This is a genomic window from Ramlibacter cellulosilyticus, from assembly GCF_014297465.1.
GTDB lineage: Bacteria > Pseudomonadota > Gammaproteobacteria > Burkholderiales > Burkholderiaceae_C > Ramlibacter > Ramlibacter cellulosilyticus.
Genome location: NZ_JACORT010000001.1, coordinates 348826 through 369087 on the forward strand (window position 1 = coordinate 348826; position 20262 = coordinate 369087).

Annotated in this window: 18 protein-coding genes; 10 read left to right on the plus strand and 8 right to left on the minus strand. The window is 70.8% G+C overall.

Annotated features, from left to right (window positions below; translation table 11 throughout):
• Window positions 1–4 precede the first annotated feature (4 nt).
• Complete coding sequence (gene recJ, locus H8N03_RS01715; protein WP_187074393.1) at window positions 5–1714, minus strand: single-stranded-DNA-specific exonuclease RecJ; 1710 nt, start codon at window positions 1712–1714, stop codon at window positions 5–7.
• Entirely contained in the window at window positions 1711–2649 is a 939-nt protein-coding gene (locus H8N03_RS01720; RefSeq protein ID WP_222622788.1) for a phosphoglycerate mutase, read from the minus strand. Before H8N03_RS01720 ends, recJ begins: the two co-directional genes overlap by 4 nt.
• Window positions 2650–2729: 80 nt before the next feature.
• On the opposite strand from H8N03_RS01720, the gene H8N03_RS01725 reads away from it, so the two are divergent.
• Both H8N03_RS01725 and lolD read left to right on the plus strand, forming a co-directional pair.
• The gene (locus H8N03_RS01725; RefSeq protein ID WP_187074395.1) at window positions 2730–3983 is read left to right on the plus strand and encodes a lipoprotein-releasing ABC transporter permease subunit; all 1254 of its coding nucleotides are present in this window, start codon (window positions 2730–2732) and stop codon (window positions 3981–3983) included.
• Entirely contained in the window at window positions 3976–4692 is a 717-nt protein-coding gene (lolD, locus tag H8N03_RS01730; RefSeq protein ID WP_255428010.1) for a lipoprotein-releasing ABC transporter ATP-binding protein LolD, read from the plus strand. The genes H8N03_RS01725 and lolD overlap by 8 nt, the downstream gene beginning before the upstream one ends.
• On the opposite strand, the gene H8N03_RS01735 is transcribed toward lolD, so the two are convergent.
• From H8N03_RS01735 to H8N03_RS01755, 5 genes are read right to left on the minus strand one after another with little or no spacing between them, the layout of a single operon-like run.
• Window positions 4668–6632 (minus strand): O-linked N-acetylglucosamine transferase, SPINDLY family protein, encoded by a 1965-nt coding sequence (locus tag H8N03_RS01735; RefSeq protein WP_187074396.1) that lies wholly within the window; start codon window positions 6630–6632, stop codon window positions 4668–4670. The genes lolD and H8N03_RS01735 overlap by 25 nt on opposite strands.
• Window positions 6629–7666, minus strand: a complete 1038-nt coding sequence (locus H8N03_RS01740; RefSeq protein ID WP_187074397.1) for a VWA domain-containing protein — start codon at window positions 7664–7666, stop codon at window positions 6629–6631. Before H8N03_RS01740 ends, H8N03_RS01735 begins: the two co-directional genes overlap by 4 nt.
• A 15-nt stretch (window positions 7667–7681) precedes the next feature.
• Window positions 7682–8671 (minus strand): DUF58 domain-containing protein, encoded by a 990-nt coding sequence (locus H8N03_RS01745; protein WP_187074398.1) that lies wholly within the window; start codon window positions 8669–8671, stop codon window positions 7682–7684.
• Entirely contained in the window at window positions 8652–9659 is a 1008-nt protein-coding gene (locus H8N03_RS01750) for an AAA family ATPase (RefSeq protein ID WP_187074399.1), read from the minus strand. The genes H8N03_RS01745 and H8N03_RS01750 overlap by 20 nt, the downstream gene beginning before the upstream one ends.
• A gap of 34 nt (window positions 9660–9693) precedes the next feature.
• Window positions 9694–10701, minus strand: coding sequence for a S1C family serine protease (locus H8N03_RS01755; RefSeq protein WP_187074400.1), 1008 nt, complete (start codon window positions 10699–10701; stop codon window positions 9694–9696).
• Between the two features lie 85 nt (window positions 10702–10786).
• On the opposite strand from H8N03_RS01755, the gene H8N03_RS01760 reads away from it, so the two are divergent.
• Window positions 10787–11647, plus strand: a complete 861-nt coding sequence (locus H8N03_RS01760; RefSeq protein WP_255428011.1) for a TatD family hydrolase — start codon at window positions 10787–10789, stop codon at window positions 11645–11647.
• Here H8N03_RS01760 and H8N03_RS01765 read toward each other — a convergent pair.
• On the minus strand, window positions 11634–12593 hold the full coding sequence (locus H8N03_RS01765) for a hypothetical protein (protein ID WP_187074401.1): 960 nt from the start codon (window positions 12591–12593) through the stop codon (window positions 11634–11636). The two genes, H8N03_RS01760 and H8N03_RS01765, sit on opposite strands and share 14 nt — an antisense overlap.
• A gap of 173 nt (window positions 12594–12766) precedes the next feature.
• Here H8N03_RS01765 and H8N03_RS01770 point away from each other — a divergent pair, with 173 nt between their 5' ends.
• The 7 genes from H8N03_RS01770 to H8N03_RS01800 all read left to right on the plus strand — a co-directional run bounded on the left by H8N03_RS01770 (window position 12767) and on the right by H8N03_RS01800 (window position 20262).
• Window positions 12767–13519 (plus strand): class I SAM-dependent methyltransferase, encoded by a 753-nt coding sequence (locus tag H8N03_RS01770; RefSeq protein ID WP_187074402.1) that lies wholly within the window; start codon window positions 12767–12769, stop codon window positions 13517–13519.
• Between the two features lie 13 nt (window positions 13520–13532).
• A complete protein-coding gene (tfpB, locus tag H8N03_RS01775; RefSeq protein ID WP_187074403.1) occupies window positions 13533–15323 on the plus strand; it encodes a type IV pilus assembly ATPase TfpB in 1791 nt (596 codons plus the stop codon).
• A gap of 125 nt (window positions 15324–15448) precedes the next feature.
• Complete coding sequence (locus H8N03_RS01780) at window positions 15449–15937, plus strand: tripartite tricarboxylate transporter TctB family protein (protein WP_187074404.1); 489 nt, start codon at window positions 15449–15451, stop codon at window positions 15935–15937.
• A 13-nt stretch (window positions 15938–15950) separates the two neighbouring features.
• Complete coding sequence (locus tag H8N03_RS01785) at window positions 15951–17462, plus strand: tripartite tricarboxylate transporter permease (protein WP_187074405.1); 1512 nt, start codon at window positions 15951–15953, stop codon at window positions 17460–17462.
• 75 nt (window positions 17463–17537) lie between these two features.
• The gene (locus H8N03_RS01790; protein ID WP_187074406.1) at window positions 17538–18821 is read left to right on the plus strand and encodes a DUF3422 family protein; all 1284 of its coding nucleotides are present in this window, start codon (window positions 17538–17540) and stop codon (window positions 18819–18821) included.
• Entirely contained in the window at window positions 18799–19713 is a 915-nt protein-coding gene (locus H8N03_RS01795) for a DMT family transporter (RefSeq protein WP_187074407.1), read from the plus strand. The genes H8N03_RS01790 and H8N03_RS01795 overlap by 23 nt, the downstream gene beginning before the upstream one ends.
• A gap of 147 nt (window positions 19714–19860) precedes the next feature.
• Complete coding sequence (locus tag H8N03_RS01800; protein ID WP_187074408.1) at window positions 19861–20262, plus strand: type IV pilin protein; 402 nt, start codon at window positions 19861–19863, stop codon at window positions 20260–20262.

The following is a 20262-nucleotide window of genomic DNA, read 5'->3' on the forward strand; positions in this document are numbered from 1 at the left end:
TGGGTCAGAACTCCGCGCCCTCGACGAGGAAGCGCACCCTCCGCACCCCCTGCCATTCATCCGCCTCCAGGCGGAACGCGAGCTTCACCTTTCCCGGCAGCGGCTCGGTGCGGCCGAACCAGATGCCGTCGACCGGCTGGCCCTGGTGGCGCAGCTTCAGCGACAGGTGCTTCTCGCCCACGAGCTTCTGCGACACGACCTCCACTTCCTCGCTGAACACGGGCGGCGCGAAGCCCTGGCCCCACACCTCCTGGTGCAGCGTGTCGACGAGGTCGGGACGGCGGTATTCCGGGGCGAGCGGGCCGTCCGTGTGCAGGCTGCGCAGCAGCGTGGCGGCGTCCAGCCACTCCTGCGCCACCTGCGCCAGGGCATGCTCGAAGACGTCCAGGTGCTCCTCCGCCACCGTGCAGCCCGCGGCCATCGCGTGTCCGCCGAAGCGCAGCAGCACGCCGGGATGGCGCTTGGCGACCAGGTCCAGCGCGTCGCGCAGGTGGAAACCGGGGATGGAGCGGCCGGAGCCTTTCAACTCGTGCTCCTTGCCCGGCGCCTGGCTCGCGGCGAACACGAAGGTCGGGCGGTGCAGCTTGTCCTTGATGCGCGAGGCCACGATGCCGACGACGCCTTCGTGGAAGTCGGGATCGAACACGCAGATCGCCGGCGGCGGCTCCTCGCCTTCCTCGAACATGGCCTCCACCATCTCCAGCGCCTGCTCGCGCATGTCGCCCTCGATCTCGCGCCGGTCGCGGTTGATCCCGTCCAGCGTGCGCGCGAGTTCGTCGGCGCGCGCGGCATCGTCGGTGAGCAGGCATTCGATGCCCAGCGTCATGTCGGCCAGGCGCCCCGCCGCGTTGATGCGCGGGCCGAGGGCGAAGCCGAAATCGAAGGTGGTCGCGGCTTCCGCCTTGCGGCCGGCCACCTGGAACAGCGCCGCGAGCCCGCAGGGCAGCGCGCCCGCGCGGATGCGCCGCAGGCCTTGCGCGACGAGCCGGCGGTTGTTCGCATCGAGCTTCACGACGTCGGCCACGGTGCCCAGCGCCACGAGCGGCAGCAGCGCGTCGAGCTTGGGCTGGGTGCGCTCGTCGAACACGCCGCGCGCGCGCAGCTCGGCGCGCAGCGCGAGCAGCACGTAGAACATCACGCCCACGCCGGCGACGGACTTGCTCTCGAAACCGCAACCGGGCTGGTTGGGGTTCACGATCAGCGCGTCCTGCGGCAGGGTGGCGCCCGGGAGGTGGTGGTCGGTCACCAGCACCTGCAGGCCCAGCTCGCGCGCGGCGGCCACGCCGTCGATGCTCGCGATGCCGTTGTCGACCGTGATCAGCAGGTCGGCGCCGAGCTGGCGCACGCGCTGCGCGATGCTGCGCGTGAGGCCGTAGCCGTCGACGACGCGGTCCGGCACCAGGTAGGAGACGTTCTTCGCGCCCAGCAGGCGCAGCCCGCGCACACCAACGGCGCAGGCGGTGGCGCCGTCGCAGTCGTAGTCCGCGACGATGCACAGCTTGCGGTCCGCCGCGATCGCGTCGGCCAGCAGGCGGGCGGCTTCGGTCGCGCCCTTCAGCGTCGCGGGCGCGAGCAGGCGCCCGAGGCCGTTGTCCAGTTCTTCCTTGGCGGCCACGCCGCGCGCGGCGTAGAGGCGCGCGAGCAGCGGGTGGATGCCCGCCTGCTCCAGCGCCCAGGCGGCGCGCGGCGGCACGTCGCGGGTGATGATCTTCACAAGCCCTCCAGCAGGCTGGCCGCCGAGGGGGCGGCAAACAATCGTGTGAGGCGGCGCCAGCCGCCTTGCGGGACCGCGGACGACCACGTGCGCGCGGCCACTTCGCCGCACAGCGTGAGTCGGACCGTGCGGCCCTTGTCGAGTTCCTTGAGCAGGCGCGCGAACTCGCGCGCGTCCAGCTGTTCCCAGGCGGTGGCCCAGGCCTTCCAGTCGCCCAGCAGCGCCGCATCGCGCAGGTAGGGCGTGACCTGCAGGCCGGGCACCTGCCGCGCGTCCACGCCCGGAGGCAGCGCGCCCGAGCCGCTCACCCAGAAGGAGTTGACCGGGAGCTGCCCGCCGCGCTGGCGCGCGTCGTTGAGGGGCAGCGTGTAGAGCAGCATCTGCATCTCCTGCTGCAGGCGCCGCAAGGGCCGGCCGCTCTCGCCGGTGGGCAGCCACGGCTCGATGCGGCGGCCCGCCACGCGGTCCAGGGACGCGGTGGGCAGGCTGCGGAAGGCCTCGCCTTCGGCCAGCCAGCGCAGCGGCGCGTCGTAGCGCAGGGTGATGCCGTCCTCCGCGAACCAGGGCTGCATGGCCTGCAGCAGCGCGCGCGAGTCCTCCGCGTCCAGCCGCAGGTCCTGCGGGTGCGCCATCGCGATGTGGTCGGCGCCCACGCGCCAGTGCGCGGGGTGGATCCAGGCCCAGCCCGCGCCGGTCTCGGCGGGGTCGGCCTGGCGCACCTGCAGGGCGGCCAGCGGGATCAGGCCGTCGGGCGTGTCCAGGCCGTAGGCGCGGGCCAGCGCCCGCTCGTGGGGCGGGGACAGGCTGGCCGGGTCGCCCACGTCGGCCGACTCGGGCGCGAGCCGGCGCGCGAGGCGCTGCAGGTTGGGCAGCGCCAGGCCTTGCAAGGCCTGCGCGCACTCCGCCGCCGAGCAGGCGGCGAAGGGAACGAGCAAGTGGACTCCGTCTGACACAGCCGTATTGTCGGGGATGCCACAATCCCCGCCGATGCAATCCTTCTACTGAACGGGCACGCATGGCCCTTCCTTACGAGCTCGTGCTGGGTTGGCGCTACACCCGCGCCGGCCGCGCCACCCGCCGCAACGGCTTCATCTCCTTCATTTCCGGCGTCTCGATGCTCGGGATCTCGCTGGGCGTGGCCGCCCTCATCATCGTGCTCTCGGTGATGAACGGGTTCCAGAAAGAGGTGCGGGACCGCATGCTGGGCGTCGTCTCGCACATCGAGGTGTACGGCCCCGGCGGCGGCACGCTGCCGGACACGGCGCGCACGCTGGAGGAAGTGCGGAAGAATCCCGAGGTTGTGGGCGCAGCGCCCTTCGTGGCGGCGCAGTCGCTGCTGGCGCGCGGCGAGGACATGCGCGGCGCCATCGTCCGCGGCATCGACCCGAAGCTGGAAGGCCAGGTCACCGACCTCGCGGCCACCGCGCAGGCGACGCTGGACAAGCTCCAGCCCGGCCAGTTCGGCGTGGTGCTCGGCGTGGAACTCGCCCGCAACATGGGCGTGCGCGAAGGCGATGCGGTCACCATGATCGCGCCCGGCGGCCAGGTCACGCCCGCGGGCGTGGTGCCGCGCCTGAAGCAGATGACGGTGGTCGGCACCTTCGATTCCGGCCACTTCGAGTACGACAGCGGCCTGGCGATGGTGCACATCGAGGACGCCGAGCGGCTGTTCCGGCTGGAGGGCCCGACGGGCGTGCGGCTCAAGCTGCGCGACCTGAACCGCGCCCGCGAGGTGGCCGCGGATCTCACGACGCAGCTCTCCGGCGACTTCCTGGTGCGCGACTGGACCCGCCAGAACCGCACCTGGTTCGCCGCCGTGCAGCTGGAGAAGCGGATGATGTTCATCATCCTCACCCTGATCGTCGCGGTGGCCGCCTTCAACCTCGTGAGCACGCTGGTGATGACCGTGACCGACAAGCGCGCCGACATCGCCATCCTGCGCACGCTGGGCGCCAGTCCTTCCAGCATCATGGGGATCTTCGTCGTGCAGGGCGCCGCCGTCGGCGTGATCGGCACGCTCGCGGGGCTCCTGATCGGGCTGGCCGTCGCCTTCAACATCGACACGCTGGTGCCCGCCCTGGAGCACGCGCTGAACGCGAGCTTCCTGCCCAAGGACATCTACCTGATCAACCGCATGCCCAGCGACCCGCAGGCCAACGACATCGTGCCGATCGCGCTGATCTCGCTCGCGCTCGCCTTCGTCGCGACGCTTTATCCCAGCTGGCGTGCCAGCCGCGTCAACCCCGCGGAGGCGCTGCGCTATGAATGACATGGTCGTCCCCCACACGGGCATCGTGCTTTCCTGCACCGGCCTCACCAAGCGCTTCAGCGAAGGCGGCCTCGACGTCGAGGTGCTGCGCGGCGTCGACATGGAAGTGCATGCCGGCGAGACGCTCGCCATCGTCGGCGCCTCGGGCTCCGGCAAGAGCACGCTGCTGCACGTGCTTGGTGGCCTGGACGCGCCCACGTCCGGTTCCGTGCAGCTGATGGGTCAGGACCTCGCCCGCCTCGACCCGTCGACGCAAGGCCGGCTGCGCAACCAGCACCTGGGCTTCGTCTACCAGTTCCACCACCTGCTGCCCGAGTTCAGCGCGCTGGACAACGTGGGCATGCCGCTGCGCATCCGCCGCGAGCCGCTGGAGAAGGTGCACGCCCAGGCGGCGGAGATGCTGGCGGCGGTGGGCCTGAAGGACCGCATGAAGCACCGGCCCGCGGAACTCTCGGGCGGCGAACGCCAGCGCGTGGCGATCGCGCGCGCACTCGTGGCGCATCCCGCCTGCGTGCTGGCCGACGAGCCCACCGGCAACCTCGACCGGCGCACGGCCGACACGGTGTTCGAGCTGATGCTGCGGCTCGCGCGCGAGCGCGGCACCGCCTTCGTGATGGTGACGCACGACGAGCAACTGGCCGCCCGCTGCGGCCGCACGCTGCGGCTCACGCTGGGCCGCCTGGATCAGCCCGCCGCGGCGCTCGCCTGAGCGAGCCCTTCGAACGCCTCGGTGAGGCGTTCGGCGAAGAGACGTCCATCGAACAACGGCGAGCGGCGCACCTGTGCGCGCAGCCCTGCGCGCAGCGCTTGCAGCGCCTGCGGGTCGCCGGCGAAGCGCACGGCCTTCTCCACGTACTCGTGCGGATCCTGCGCGACCCACTCCGGCAGCCCCGCGGCCGCGAGCAGCGCCGCGCCCTGGCGGGCCAGCATGCGGTCGCCACGCAGCGTCAGCGTGGGCACGCCCATCCACAGCGCCTCGCAGGTGGTGGTGCCGCCCGGATACGGGAAGGTGTCCAGCAGCAGGTCCACGTCGGCATGCGCGGCGAGGTAGGCCGGACGCGGCAGCTGCCCGTGCAGGTGCACGCGCTCGGGGTCGATCGCGTGGCGGCGCAGGCGCTGCACGAAGGCGTCGCGCGTGCGTGCGTCGCCCAGCGCCTTGTTCTGCAGCCGCAGCGTCGCCTCCGGCACGCGCGCGAGGACGGCGCTCCACAGCTGCAGCACGTCGTCGCCGATCTTCCCCAGCATCTGGAAGCAGCCGAAGGTGACGGCGCCCTGGCGCAGCGCAGGCGTCGGCGCCACTGCCGGCGCGTCCTCCGGCGGCGCGAAGCACAGGCGGCTGCCGGGCAGAGTCCACACGCGTTCCGTGAAGTGGGCTTGGTGCTCCGGCGGCACGCTCGCCTCGTCGGCGAGCAGCCAGTCGATGGCGGGCACGCCCGTGGTCGCGAAGTAGCCGAGCCAGCTGGCTTGCACCGGCGCCGGCTTCCACGCGAACACGGGCAAGGCGTTGTGCGCGGTGTGGCCGGCGAGGTCCACCAGCAGGTCGATGCCGTCGGCATGGATGGCCCGCGCGGCCGCTTCGTCCGAGAGGCCGGCGATGCTGCGCCACGCCGCGAAGTGCGGCCGCAGGCGCGCGGTGAGCGCGTCCTCGCGCGTGACGGTCGGATAGGCCACCAGCGCGATGCGGCGGCGGTCCACGTGCGGAAGCCAGCCTTCCAGGAAGTAGCCGACGGGGTGCGATCGCAGGTCCCCGCTGACGAAGCCCACGCGCAAGGGACCGGGATGCGGGCGCGGCGCGCCGGCGAGCGGGCCGCCCGCACGGGACTGCACGGCGGCCCCGAAGCGGCGCGCTTGCGCGAGCGCCTCTTCCAGCGGCAGGGTGGCGTCGTGGTTCAGCGCGAGCAGCAGGTTGCTGTGCGCGCCGGCGAACCCGGGGGCGAGCGCCATGGCTGCGCGATAGCACTCGCGCGCCTCGGCCAGCCGGCCCTGGTCCTTCAGCAGGTTGCCGAGGTTGCTGTGCACCTCGCCCCGTTGCGGGTCGATCGCCAGCGCACGCCGGTACGCGGCTTCGGCTTCGGCGGCCTGGCCCAGGTCGGCGAGCGTGTTGGCGAGGTTGTTCTCCGCCTGCGCCAGGCCCGGCTGCAGTTCGAGGGCGCGCCGATAGCAGCGCGCCGCCTCCGGCATGCGGTGCAGCTCGCGCAATGCGGTGCCCAGCTCGTTGTGGGCGTCCGCCGAATCCGGCTGCAGTTCCACCAGGCGCTGCAGCGCGTGCTCCGCTTCGGGAAAGGCATGCGCGCGCATCAGTGCACGTGCCAGCACCTGCCACGCCTCCGGTGCGTCCGGCCGCAGCCGTGCCGCTTCGCGAAAGCAGTGCAGCGCGCCCTGGAGGTCGCCAGCGGCGGCGAGCGCGTTGCCCAGGTTCGCCTGCGCCTCGGCATCCTGCGGCAGCAGCACCACGGCCTGCCGCTTCGCCTCGAGGGCTTCGCTGGCGCGGCCCTGCGCCGCGAGGGCGACGCCCAGTGCCTTCCACAGGCCGCCGTGGCGCGGCTGCCGCGCGATCAGCGCGCGCGCCGCTTCTTCCAGTTCGCGGTAGCGGCCTTCGGAGAAGAGCCGCGGGAGGTCGGGGGCGTCGCGACCGGCGGCGTCCGTCACAGGATCCGGTTGAACCAGACCAGCGACAGCCCGGCCGACAGCAGCGCCAGCGCGGCGGCGGCGAGGGCGAACAGCGCCGAGATCTCCGTTTCCTTCTTCTCCACGGTCAGCTTGGAGCTGAGCGTCTCGTAGACCTTCTTCAGGTCGTTCGCCGTGCCCGCGTAGAAGTATTCGGCCGAGGTCTTCTGCGCGATGGCCTTGAGCGTTTCCTCGTCGAGGCGCACGCGCATGGACCAGCCTTCGAAGCCGATCGTCTCGCCGTCGACCGTGCCGATGCCCACCGTGTACACGCGCACGCCGCGGTCGGCGGCGATCTTGGCGGCTTCCAGCGGGTCGACGCCCGTGGTGCGCTGGCCGTCGGTCAGCATGATGATCGCCGCGGACGGGTACGAGCCCGGCGCTACCGGCGTGAACTCCTTCTTCGGCTTCTTCTCGTTGTCGAGCGAGAAGCCGCGCATGCGCTGGCCGCCCTGCATGGATTCGAGGTCGATGCCCGCGTCCGGGAACAAGGTGGCGAGCGAGATGACGATCGCGTTGCCCGTCGCCGTGGCGCGCTGCAGCTGGAAGCGGTCGATCGCGGTCACCAGGTCCTCGCGGTTGGTCGTCGGCAGCTGCGCGACCTGGGCGGAGCCGGCGAAGGCGACCACGCCGACCTTCACGTGCCGGGGCAGTTCCTGCAGGAAGGCCTTGGCCGCGTTCTGCGCGGCGACCAGGCGGTTCGGCTGCACGTCGGTGGCGCGCATGCTGCCGGACACGTCCATGGCCAGGATGATCGTCTGCTGGTTGGAAGGCAGCGTGACCACCGCCACCGGGCGCGAGGCCGCGAGCAGCAGCGCCGTCATCGACAGCAGGAACAGCACCGGCGGGATGTGGCGGCGCACCTGCGAGCCCGTGCCCATGGCCTCCTTCACGATCGAGAGCGAGGCGTAGCGCACCGCCAGCTTCTTCTTGCGGCGCAGGAGGTAGACGTACAGCCCCACCAGCAGCGGCAGGGCCAGCAGCAGCCAGAGGAATTGGGGCCAGAGGAATTGCATGGCTTGTCTCCAGGTTCAGGCCACGTGCCGCAGGTGGGCGGGCAGGCTGCCGGAAGCGAGTTGGCTGCGGCGCTTGCGCATGTCCACGAAGCGCACGATGGCATCCACCAGGTCCGCGTCGGTGGAGAGCTCCAGCGCGTCGACGCCGCTGCGGGTGAGCGCTTCGCGCAGGTCGGCTTCGCGCTGCGCGGCGATGCGCGCGAAGCGCTTGCGGAAGCCGGCGTCGTGCGTGTCCACGACCACCTGCTCGCCGCTTTCCGCGTCGCGCAGGGTGAGCAGGCCGAGGTCGGGCAGGTCGAGTTCGAGCGGGTCGAGCACGCGCACGGCCACCACTTCGTGGCGCTGCGCGAGCTGCGCCAGCGCCTTCTCCCAGCCGGGTTCGCTGATGAAGTCCGACACCACGAAGACCGTGGAACGGCGCTTGATCAGGCTGGCGCCGGAAGCGAGCAGGTCCGCCAGCCGCGTCGGGCTGCCTTCGGCCGTCACGCGGTCCAGCATGCTGTGCAGCAGGTGCAGCACGTGGCGGCGGCCGCTGCGGGTGGGGATGACGGCGTCGACGCCGGAGCCGTAGAGCATGGCGCCCACGCGGTTGCCGTGGCGCGTCAGCAGGCGCGCGAGCACGGCGACGAACTCCGCGGACACGTTGCGCTTGCGCAGCTCGCCCGAACCGAAGTCCACCGAGGGGCTCAGGTCCAGCAGGAACCAGGCCGACATCTCGCGGTCTTCGGTGAAGACGCGCACGTGCGGCGACTGCATGCGCGCGGTGACGTTCCAGTCGATGTGGCGCACGTCGTCGTGCAGCTGGTATTCGCGCAGGTCGGCCAGGTCCAGGCCGGTGCCGCGCAGCAGCGTGCGGTAGTCGCCCTGCAGCAGCCCGTCGAGCCGGCGGATGACCTTCCACTCCAGCCGGCGCAGCACGTGCTCGGCATGGTGGGCCGGCGTTGCCGGTGCCACGACGGCCGGCGCCGGCGCGGGGGCTGCTTTCCTAGGCCACCAGCTTTTCATGTTCGAGGGGCTTCGGCGGCGCCGGGATCTTGGCCATGATCTTCTGGATCAGCGCGTCGGCGGTCATGCCTTCGGACAGGGCCTCGTACGACAGCACCACGCGGTGGCGCAGCACGTCGGGCACCAGGTCCACCATGTCCTCCGGCAGCGCGTAGCCGCGGCCGCGCAGCATCGCCATGGCGCGCGCGCCTTCCACCAGGCCGATGGTGGCGCGGGGGCTCGCGCCGTAGGTGATGAAGCGGCCGAGGTCCTTCAGGCCGTGGCGATCGGGTTGGCGCGTCGCCGACACGAGCTTCACGGCGTACTGCACGTACGAGGGATCGACGTAGACCGCGCGGCATTCCTTCTGCAGGGCCGCGAGCTGCTCGGTCGTGGCGACCGGCGTGACGTCCACGTTCGGGCCGGTCACGCGCTGCACGATCACGAACTCTTCCTCGTCGGTCGGGTAGTCGACGAGCACCTTCATCATGAAGCGGTCGACCTGCGCCTCCGGCAGCGGATACGTGCCTTCGGTCTCGATCGGGTTCTGCGTGGCCATGACGAGGAAGGGATTCGGCACCTTGTGCGTCTCGCCCGCGATCGTGACCTGGCGCTCCTGCATCACCTCGAGCAGCGCGCTCTGCACCTTGGCGGGCGCCCGGTTGATCTCGTCGGCGAGCAGCAGGTTGGCGAACACCGGGCCCAGCGAGGTGGAGAAGTCGCCCGTCTTCTGGTTGTAGATGCGCGTGCCCACCAGGTCGGCCGGTACCAGGTCGGGCGTGAACTGGATGCGCTTGAACTGCCCCCGCATGGTGTTGGCCAGCGTCTTGACGGTCAGCGTCTTCGCGAGGCCCGGCACGCCTTCCACCAGCAGGTGGCCCTGCGCCAGCATCGCGACCATGACGCGCTCGAGGAAGCGGTCCTGCCCGACGACGACGCGCTTGACCTCGTAGAGGATCTGTTCCATCAATTGCGCCGTGGCGCTGTCCGTGCGACTCGAGGTTTCCATGGAGGTCCTGCTGGGGGGTGGAACGGGCGTGCCGTCAGAACGGCGGCAGGCCGGCGGCCGAGGCGGCGTTCTCGATCGGCACGGCGAAGCCGATGCCGAGGAAGGTACGCGCCGACGTGGGGTTGAGGATGGCGGTGACGATGCCCACCACCTCGCCATCCATGGTGACCAGCGGCCCGCCGGAATTGCCGGGGTTGGCCGCCGCGTCGAACTGGATCAGGTTCTTCATCTCCTGCTTGCCCTCGGGCGAGCGGAAGACGCGGCCGAGGCCGGAGACCACGCCGCCCGAGGCGGAGGGCCCGATGCCGAAGGGGAAGCCGACCGCCAGCACCTTGTCGCCGGGGGCGAGGTCGGAGGTCGAGCGCATGGTGGCCGCGATCAGGTCGTCGGGGATCTTGCCCGCCTGCAGCACCGCGAGGTCGTTCTCGGCCTGCACGCCGGTGATGGTGGCGGGGGCTTCGAGGCCGTCGTAGAAGATGACCTTCACGCGGTCGGCGCCGCTCACCACGTGCAGGTTGGTGAGGATGACGCCCTTGTCGATGATGACCACGCCGGTGCCGACGCCGTTCTCGACCTCGTCGCCCTCGCCGGTGAGGTCGTCCTTCGCGGGGCCGAGCGGCTTGGGCTTGGCGCCCTTCTGCAGCAGTTTCTGGTCTTCCTCGCGCAGGCGGCTCTTCTTCACGTAGCTGACCACGCGCACGACCGCGGGCCGCACGTTCTCGTACGCGCGGGCGTACTCGGACGGCATGACCTGCGTCTCCATGGTCTTGAGCACCGCGGCATTGATGTCTTCCTGGGTCAGGCGGCGCTGGTGCGGGCGCAGCAGCACGCTCGTGGCCAGCGCGATCCCGAGCACCAGGATCGCGGTCCAGAGCAGGGCGGGGCTGGACGGGGAGAACGCCAGGCGACGCCGGCGCGGCGCGGATGCGGCCGCCGCGGCGGGCTCGGCCTGGGACGGTCCGGAGGAGGAGGGCGGCGCCTCTGGGGTGGCCGCCGTGGCGCGGGCAGGGCGGCTGGAGCTGTAGAGGGCGGGCCTGCGCATCCGTGATCCTTGGGCTGTTGCGTGCGACCGGGGGCCACCACGATGACAGCCCTGGCGATGGCACACGGTATCACGGTTTTCCGGCATGTGCACGGCTTGCGGCATCATGGCCGGCACGATGTGGATTGATACGCACTGCCACCTGGACGCGCCCGAATTCGATGCGGATCGCGCCGCGGTGCGCGCCCGCGCGGCGGCCGCGGGCGTGGCGCACATCGTCATCCCCGCGGTGGCGGCCGGGAACTTCGACGTCGTGCGCGCGCTCGCCCATCGGCATGGCGACTGCTATGCCTTGGGCATTCACCCCCTGTGCACCGGCGCCGCGACCGAGGAAGATCTCGTGTTGCTCGACCGTGCCCTGTCCGCGCATCGCCACGACCCGCGGCTGGTCGCCGTCGGCGAGATCGGGCTGGACTACTTCGTGCCCGGCCTCGACGGCCCGCGCCAGGAACACTTCTACCGCGAGCAGCTGGCGCTCGCGCGCCGGCACGGCCTGCCCGTGCTGCTGCACGTCCGCCGCTCCGCCGACCAGCTCCTGAAACAGCTGCGCCGCGCGGAGGTCACCGGCATCGCCCACGCGTTCAACGGCAGCGCGCAGCAGGCCGCCGAATTCGTGAAGCTGGGATTCAGGCTGGGGTTTGGCGGCACCGTCACGTACGAGCGGGCGCTGCAGGTGCGGCGGCTCGCCCGCGACCTGCCGCTGTCCGCGCTGGTGCTGGAAACGGACGCGCCGGACATCCCGCCGCACTGGCTTTACCGGACCGCGGAAGAGCGCAGCGGGGGCGCGCCGCAGGGCCGCAACGAGCCCGGCGAGCTGCCGCGCATCGCCCAGGTGCTCGCGCAGCAGCGCGGCATGGAGCCCGGCGCGCTGGCCGAAGCCACCTTCCGGAATGCGTGCGCGGCGCTGCCGCGGCTGGCGGCGATCGCGCGCGTTACTGCGGGTTGAGCGCGCGGGCCTTGTCTTCCATCGCGGCAAGCGCAGCGGCGAGCTCCGCCTGCCCGTCGCCCAGGCGCGCGATCCGCGCGCTGGCATGCGCCAGGTCCACCTGCAGCTCGTGGCTGGCCTCGATCGCGCCGATCAGCTCCGTGGGCACCAGCACGCGGTAGGCGGCGGCGTGCAGCAGCGGCTGCACGGCCTCGTCGAGCCGGGTGCAGGCGGGCAGCACCCGGTCCTGCAACATCGTCCACAGGCCGGTGCGCTCGGCCGCCATGCGCTCGCTCAGGCCGTGCACGCTGCGCGCATGGGTGCAGAGGCGGTGCACGGCCTGCAGGCGCTCGTGCATGCCGGTGGCGCGGCGGGCGAGCTCGTCGATCGCGCGCTGCGTGATCGCGTTGTTGGCGGCCTTGCGCCGCTGGAGCAGGTCGTGTTCCATCTCGGCGAGCCAGCGCGCGCCCTGGCGCACGCGCTTGCGCAGCGACCCGGATTCGACCACCAGGTCCATCCAGACCAGGCGCGTCACCGGCGCGCCCACCGCTTCGCGCTGCAGGAACTCGGCGAGGCCCGGGCCCAGGCGGCGCAGCGCCGCCACCAGGTCCTCGCCCTGGCGCAGGAACTCGCCCGAGCGCTCGCCGCCGCTGCGTCCGGCCAGGAAGTCGACCGCCCCCGTGGCCGCCTGCAAGGCCTGCAGCGCCTGCGCCACCTCGTCCAGCGGCAGCCCGGGACGACCCGCCTGCAGCCGCTGCCGCACGGCGTCGAGCCGCGGCACGCGCTTGCGCGCCATCGACTCCAGCAGTTCGTTGACGTCGGCGGCCAGCGCCGGCGCGGGGCGGCGGGCGGGGCGCAGGGCGGGCGCCGGCTCCTGCAAGGTGCCGGGGCCGGAGGGCTCCCAGAACTCCGCACCCGACGAGGGGGGCGATTCGATCCATGCGGATTCCGGCGAGAAGTCGGTCATGCGTTACATCTTTGCGGCTACTGGCAACATTCTGTAACCATTACTCATCCGTTCGGAGGTGGGCACGTGAAGTGCGTCACGGAAGACGCCGGGTGCTGGCTGGCATGCCTGTCCATGGCGACGGACGGCCGCCGCGGCGGCACGGATGGCTGCGCCACGTATGATCCGCCGCCGTGAAAGCCGCTGCCCGCCCGCTCCCCGAAGTCAATTTCTCCGACCAGGGCGATACCCGCTACCTGCACCTCGGCACCGAGTGGATCCAGGGGTCGATGCTCCTGGACGACCCGTACGCGATCGACCTCGAATACGTGCAGCGGATGATGGCCTGGCTGCTGTTCGTGGAGCCGGAGCAGGTGACCAAGCGGCATGCGATGCAACTGGGGCTCGGTGCCGCCTCGCTCACCAAGTTCTGCCACAAGAAGCTGCGCATGAAGACCACCGCGATCGAGCTGAATCCGCAGGTCGTGGCCGCATGCCGCCTCTGGTTCAAGCTGCCGAAGGACGACAGCCGCCTGTCCGTCGTCCTCGGCGACGCGCAGGAGGTGGCCGCGCACGAACACTGGCGCGGGCAGGTCGACGCGCTGCAGGTGGACCTCTACGACCACGAGGCGGCCGCGCCCGTCCTGGACAGCGAGGCGTTCTACCGGGACTGCCGCGCGCTGCTCACGGAGGACGGCTGCATGACCGTCAACCTGTTCGGCCGCTCTTCCAGCTACGAGCGCAGCCTCAAGCGCATCCGCTCCGCCTTCGGCGACGACGCCGTGTGGGCGTTCAAGCCGACGCGCGAAGGCAACACCGTGGTGCTCGCGCTGCGCGAGCCGCAGCACCCCACCCGCGCATTGCTTTCCGCACGCGCCGACGTGATCGAATCCCGCTGGGGCCTGCCCGCGCGCAAGTGGCTGCGCGTGTTCCGTCCGGCGGCATGAGTACCATGCGGGAATGAGCGTGCACGCCCAGACCCGCATCTCCGCCCGCACCGCGCCGCGCGGCCCCTTGCACTGGCAGCAGCTGGTGGAATGGCTGTCGGAAGACGGCGTCATCTCTCCCGAGGAGGCCCGCCGCACCATCGCGCGCTGCTCCCAGGCGGAAAGCCAGCAGCACGCGCTCGTGCGGCTGGCCGCGGTGGCGATGACGCGCGTCTCGGACGGCAAGCCGCTGGACATCGAGTCGCTCGCGCAATACCTCGCCGGCCGCGCGCAGCTGGACTACCTGCGCATCGACCCGCTGAAGGTCGACGTCGCCAAGGTCGCCGACGTCATGAGCGCCGGCTACGCCGAGCGCCACCGCGTGCTGCCGGTGCAGGTCACGTCCGGCGAGGTGGTGGTCGCCACGGCGGAGCCCTTCGTCGCCGACTGGGTGGACGAAGTGGAGCGCCAGACCAAGCGCTCGGTGCGCCGCGTGGTCGCCAACCCGCAGGAGATCCATCGCTACACCGCGGAGTTCTTCGCGCTGGCCAAGTCGGTGCGGGCCGCGCAGAAGTCGGGCGGCAACACCGGCGCCGCGAGCTTCGAGCAGCTGGTCGAACTCGGGCGCAGCAACAAGCAGCTCGATGCCAACGACCAGGGCGTCGTGCAGGTCGTGGACTGGCTCTGGCAGTACGCCTTCGACCAGCGCGCGAGCGACATCCACCTGGAGCCGCGGCGCGAGCAGGGCGTGATCCGCTTCCGCATCGACGGCGTGCTGCACCCCGTCTACCAGATGCCGATCACGGTGCTCAACGCGATGACGGCCCGCGTGAAACTGCTCGGCCGCATGGACGTGGTGGAGAAGCGCCGGCCGCAGGACGGCCGCATCAAGACCCGCAACCCGCGCGGCGACGAGGTGGAGATGCGCCTGTCGACGCTGCCCACCGCCTTCGGCGAGAAGATGGTGATGCGCATCTTCGACCCCGACACCGCGGTGAAGGACCTCGACGCGCTCGGCTTCGCGCCGCACGACGCGCAGCGCTGGGAACAGCTGGTGAAGCGCCCGCACGGCATCATCCTGGTCACCGGCCCCACCGGCTCGGGCAAGACGACGACGCTGTATTCCACCCTGAAGCGCCTGGCCACGGAGGAAGTCAACGTGAGCACGGTGGAGGACCCGATCGAGATGATCGAGCCGTCCTTCAACCAGACGCAGGTGCAGCCGCAGCTGGACTTCGGCTTCGCGGAAGGCCTGCGCGCGCTCATGCGGCAGGACCCGGACATCATCATGGTCGGCGAGATCCGCGACCTCGCCACCGCCGACATGGCGGTGCAGGCCGCGCTGACCGGCCACCTCGTGTTCTCGACGCTGCATACCAACGACGCCGTTTCGGCCGTGAGCCGGCTGATGGAACTCGGGGTGCCGCCCTACCTGATCAATGCCACCGTGCTGGGCGTGCTCGCGCAGCGCCTGGTGCGCACGCTCTGCCGCCAGTGCAGGGAGCCGGACAGCGCCACCGCCCGCGAGGCGCTGGACGAGGTGGTGAAGCCCTGGAAGATCAGCGGCAGCTGGCAGCCCTACCGCCCCGTGGGTTGCGTCGACTGCCGCATGACCGGTTTCCTGGGCCGGATGGGCCTGTACGAGCTGCTGACCGCCACCGATGCGTTCAAGGACCTCGTCAACAAGGAACCCAGCCTGCAGACCCTGCGGCGCCAGGGCATCTCCGACGGCATGCGGCCCCTGCGGCTGGCCGGCGCGCTGCGGGTCGCGGAGGGGCTGACCACCCTGGAAGAGGTCCTCAGCGCCACGCCGCCGCTGGAGTGAACGGGCCCCGCCACGCGCGGGGAGGCGGTGGCCGGGGGTAACCGGATGTAGGTGGAACCCACATGGGGAGGGCTGTGCTTTGCCCCCAAAATCCGCCGGTTCTATTCCCTGTCACTGGAGACAACATGAAAATCAAGAGCCAGAAGGATTTCTGGTCCGGGCTCATGTTCATGGCGTTCGGCATCGCGTTCGCGTGGGGCGCCACCAACTACACCATCGGCGAGGGCGCCCGCATGGGCCCCGGCTACTTCCCGCTGATGCTGGGCATCCTGCTCACCATCATCGGCCTGTTCGTCACGTTCGAAGCCCTCGTGGTGGAGACCGAGGACGGCGAGCCGATCGGCAAGTTCGCCTGGAAGCCGCTGTTCTTCATCATCGGCTCCAACCTGATCTTCGGCATCCTGCTCGCGGGCCTGCCCAAGATCGGCATTCCGGCCATGGGCCTGATCGTCGGCATCTACGCGCTCACGTTCGTGGCCGCGCTGGCCGGCGAGGAGTTCAAGGCGAAGGAAGTGGCGATCCTCGCCACCGTGCTCGCCGTCGGCTCCTACCTGGCATTCATCGTGCTGCTGAAGCTGCAGTTCCCGGTGTGGCCCAGCTTCATCACCGGCTGACAGGACGACAACCATGGATCTCTTTAGCAACCTCGCCCTCGGCTTCGGCGTCGCCGTCACGCCCATCAACCTGCTGTACGCCTTCATCGGCTGCCTGCTCGGCACGCTGATCGGCGTGCTCCCCGGCATCGGCCCGGTGGCGACCATCGCCATGCTGCTGCCCGCCACGTACGCGCTGCCGCCCGTGTCCGCACTCATCATGCTGGCCGGCATCTACTACGGTGCGCAGTACGGCGGCTCCACCACCGCCATCCTGGTGAACCTGCCGGGCGAATCGTCCTCGGTCGTGACAGTGATCGACGGCTACCAGATGGCGCGCCAGGGCCGCGCGGGCCCCGCGCTCGCGGCTGCCGGCCTCGGTTCGTTCTTCGCGGGCTGCGTCGGCACGCTGATCCTGGCGGGCTTCGCCGCGCCGCTGACGGAAGTCGCGTTCAAGTTCGGCCCCGCCGAATACTTCTCGCTGATGGTGCTGGGCCTGATCGGCGCCGTGGTGCTGGCCTCCGGTTCGCTGATCAAGGCGATCGGCATGATCGTGCTGGGCCTGCTGCTCGGCCTGATCGGCACCGACGTGAACTCCGGCGTCGCGCGCTTCTCGTTCGACATCCCGGAACTCACCGACGGCATCGGCTTCATCACCATCGCCATGGGCGTGTTCGGCTACGGCGAGATCATCTCGAACCTGGGCAAGAGCGAGGAGCACCGCGAGGTGTTCACCGCCAAGGTGCACGGCCTGTTCCCGACCAAGGAAGACTTCAAGCGCATGGCGCCCGCGGTCCTGCGCGGCACGGCGCTCGGTTCGGCGCTGGGCATCCTGCCGGGTGGCGGCGCGCTGCTGTCCGCCTTCGCGGCCTACACGATCGAGAAGAAGACCAAGCTGCAGCCGGGCGAAGTGCCCTTCGGCAAGGGCAACATCCGCGGCGTGGCGGCTCCCGAGTCGGCCAACAACGCCGGTTCGCAGACCTCCTTCATCCCGCTGCTGACGCTGGGCATCCCGCCCAACGCGGTGATGGCGCTGATGGTGGGCGCGATGACGATCCACAACATCCAGCCGGGCCCGCAGGTGATGACCAGCAACCCGCAGCTGTTCTGGGGCCTGATCGCCTCCATGTGGATCGGCAACCTGATGCTCGTGATCCTGAACCTGCCGCTGATCGGCATGTGGATCAAGCTGCTGACGGTGCCCTACCGCTGGCTGTTCCCGTCCATCGTGCTGTTCTGCGCCATCGGCGTGTACTCCACGAACAACAACGTGTTCGACATCTGGATGGTCGCGATCTTCGGCGTCGTGGGCTACCTGTTCATCAAGCTCGGCTGCGAACCCGCGCCGCTGCTCCTGGGCTTCATCCTGGGGCCGATGATGGAGGAGAACCTGCGCCGTGCGCTGCTGCTGTCGCGCGGCGACTGGAGCGTGCTGGTCACGCGCCCGCTGTCGGCCGGCCTGCTCGCCGCGGCGGTGCTGCTGGTGGTCATCGTGGCCCTGCCCGCGGTGAAGAGCAAGCGCGAGGAAGCCTTCGTCGAGGACTGATCGCGCGAAGCACGCCTTCGCCACAAGAGAAGGGCGCCCTGCGGGGCGCCCTTTTTCATGGGCTACGATCGGTGGATGGCCGTGCCCGCCGCCCACCCGCAACGGGTGGTGCTCCACAACGAGATCCACGCCCGCCCGCCGGAGGCGATGAGCGCGCCGCTCGCGCTGTCGCACCTGGTGATGGTGGGCGACGCCGCGATGCGCGAGGCGAGCCGCGTGCACCTCGCGGCGCTGCTGCGGGACCACCACCTGCCGGAGCCCGCCCCGGGCAGCACGCACGTGCGCATGGAGGTCGCGGGCTTCCGCGTGCGGTGGGAGCTGCACACGGAGTTCGTCACCTGGACTTTCTCCCGCGCCTTCGACGCCGCCGGCTTCGGCGAAGGCGAGGCGCCCACCGCCATCCAGGCGGTGCCGCAGGAATGGCTCGCCGCGTTGCCGGGACACGGCCTCGCCGCGCTGCACCTGTGGGCCTTGCCCGCGCGCGAGCTGCCGGCGGAGGTGCTCACGCGCTCGGTGCTGAACGAGGAGACGCTGGTGGGCTCGGCGATCGCCGGCGGCCAGGGCGCGGTGTACACGGACTTCGCCATCCACGCCGACGGCTTCTCGCGCATGGTGCTGCTCGCCGGCAGCATGCCGGAGCGCAAGCTCGGGCGGATCGTGCAGCGGCTGCTGGAGGTCGACACGTACCGCATGGCGGCGCTCCTGGGCCTGCCGCCCGCGCGCGAGTCCGCGTCGGTGCTGGGCGTGGCGGAAGCCGAACTCGCGGCGCTCGCCGAAGCGATCCGCGTCGCCGGCCGCGACCAGGAGCCGCAACTCCTCGACCGCCTCACGCGCCTCGCGGGACAGGTGGAAAGCCACTATGCCGCCACGCACTCGCGTTTCTCCGCGAGCGCTGCCTACTTCGAGCTGGTGGACGCGCGCCTGGAGGACATCGCCGAGGCGAAGCTGGGCACGCTGCAGACGCTCGGCGAATTCATCGAGCGGCGCCTCTCGCCCGCGCGTGCCACCTGCGCGTGGGCCGTGCGGCGGCAGGATGCGCTGTCGCAGCGGGTCTCGCGCATCAGCAACCTGCTGCGCACGCGCGTGGAGATCGAGCAGCAGCAAAGCAGCCAGGCCCTGCTCGCCGGCATGAACCGCCGGCAGGACCTGCAGCTGAAGCTGCAGGCGACGGTGGAAGGCCTGTCGGTCGCCGCCATCACCTACTACATCGTGGGGCTCGTGAGCTATCTCGCCAAGGGCGCGCAGGCGCTCGGCTGGCCCTTCAGCCCGGAGGCGACGGCCGCCTGCGCGATCCCGGTGGTCGCGATCGGGGTGTGGCTCTCGCTGCGGCGCCTGCATGCACGGCTCCTCGGGCACTGAGGCGCGCGCCGTCCCGGTGTCCGGTGTGGTGCTCGCGCTGGCGGGCGCCATGGCCTTCAGCGGCAAGGCGATCATCGTGAAGCTGGCCTACCGCTACGGCGTCGATGCCGTCACGGTGATCATGTACCGCATGCTGTTCGCGCTGCCGATCTTCCTGGCCATGTCCTGGTGGGCGGGGAGGGGGCAGCCGCCGCTCTCGCGCCGCGACTGGCTGGGCGTCCTGGGGCTGGGCGTCACCGGCTACTACCTCGCGAGCTTCCTCGACTTCCTGGGGCTGCAGTACGTCACGGCATCGCTGGAGCGGCTGATCCTGTACCTCAATCCCACGCTGGTGCTGCTGCTCGCGTGGGTGCTGCACAGGCGGCCGTTCGGCCGCGCGCAGCTCGCGGGCATGGCCATCAGCTACGCCGGCGTGATGCTGGTGTTCGGGCACGAGGCCCGGCTCGAAGGCCGCAACGTGGCGCTGGGCACGGCGCTCGTGTTCCTGAGTGCGGTGAGCTACGCGGTCTACCTGGTGTACAGCGGCGAGATGGTCAAGCGCCTGAGGTCGCTGCGCCTCGTGGGGCTGGCGACCACCGTGGCCTGCGTGCTGTGCATCGCGCAGTTCCTGGTGCTGCGGCCGGTCGACGTGGCGCTGGCGGTCGCCCCGGAGGTGGTCTGGCTGTCGCTGCTGAACGCGGTGGCGTGCACCGCGGTGCCCGTGCTGCTGGTGATGATGGCGATCGAGCGCGTCGGCGCTTCCGTCACGGCGCAGACCGGGATGGTGGGCCCCTTGTCCACGATCCTGCTGGGCGTGTGGCTGCTCGGCGAACCGTTCACGGCGTGGATCGCGGCAGGCACGGCGCTGGTGATCGTGGGTATCTTCGTATTCACGCGCGCCGCAAGGCGCTGAAAGCATTGCTTCAAAAGCAGTAAGTGGTTTCGCGTAACGCGCCCCACTGGTCACTGCAGGCAGCCCGACTGTGCCATATGCACTGGGCCGCGCTGTCGAAGAGCGGCAGAATCCAGCCCCGTTGGAGAGTCCTGCAGGCAGGAGCGCATGACGAAGAAGAACGGAAGTACCCAGGCGGGATTCACGCTCATCGAGCTGATGATCGCCGTCGCGATCGTGGCCATCCTCACGTCGGTGGCATATCCCTCGTACACGCAGCACGTGCGCAAGTCCCACCGGGCGGAGGCGCAGAGCCATCTCATGGCCCTCGCGAGCCGGCAGCAGCAATACCTGCTGGACACGCGCGCCTACGCGGCCGACGTGGGGGCGCTCAACGTGCCGGCGCCCGGGAGCGTCTCGGCCCACTACAACGTGACGCTTGCGCTCGGTGCGGGCACCGCGCCCACGTTCACGCTGAGCGCCGCGCCGCTCGGCTCGCAGGCGGCCGACAAGTGCGGCACCCTCTCGATCGACAACGCGGGAGTGAAGACACCCGGCAACTGCTGGTAG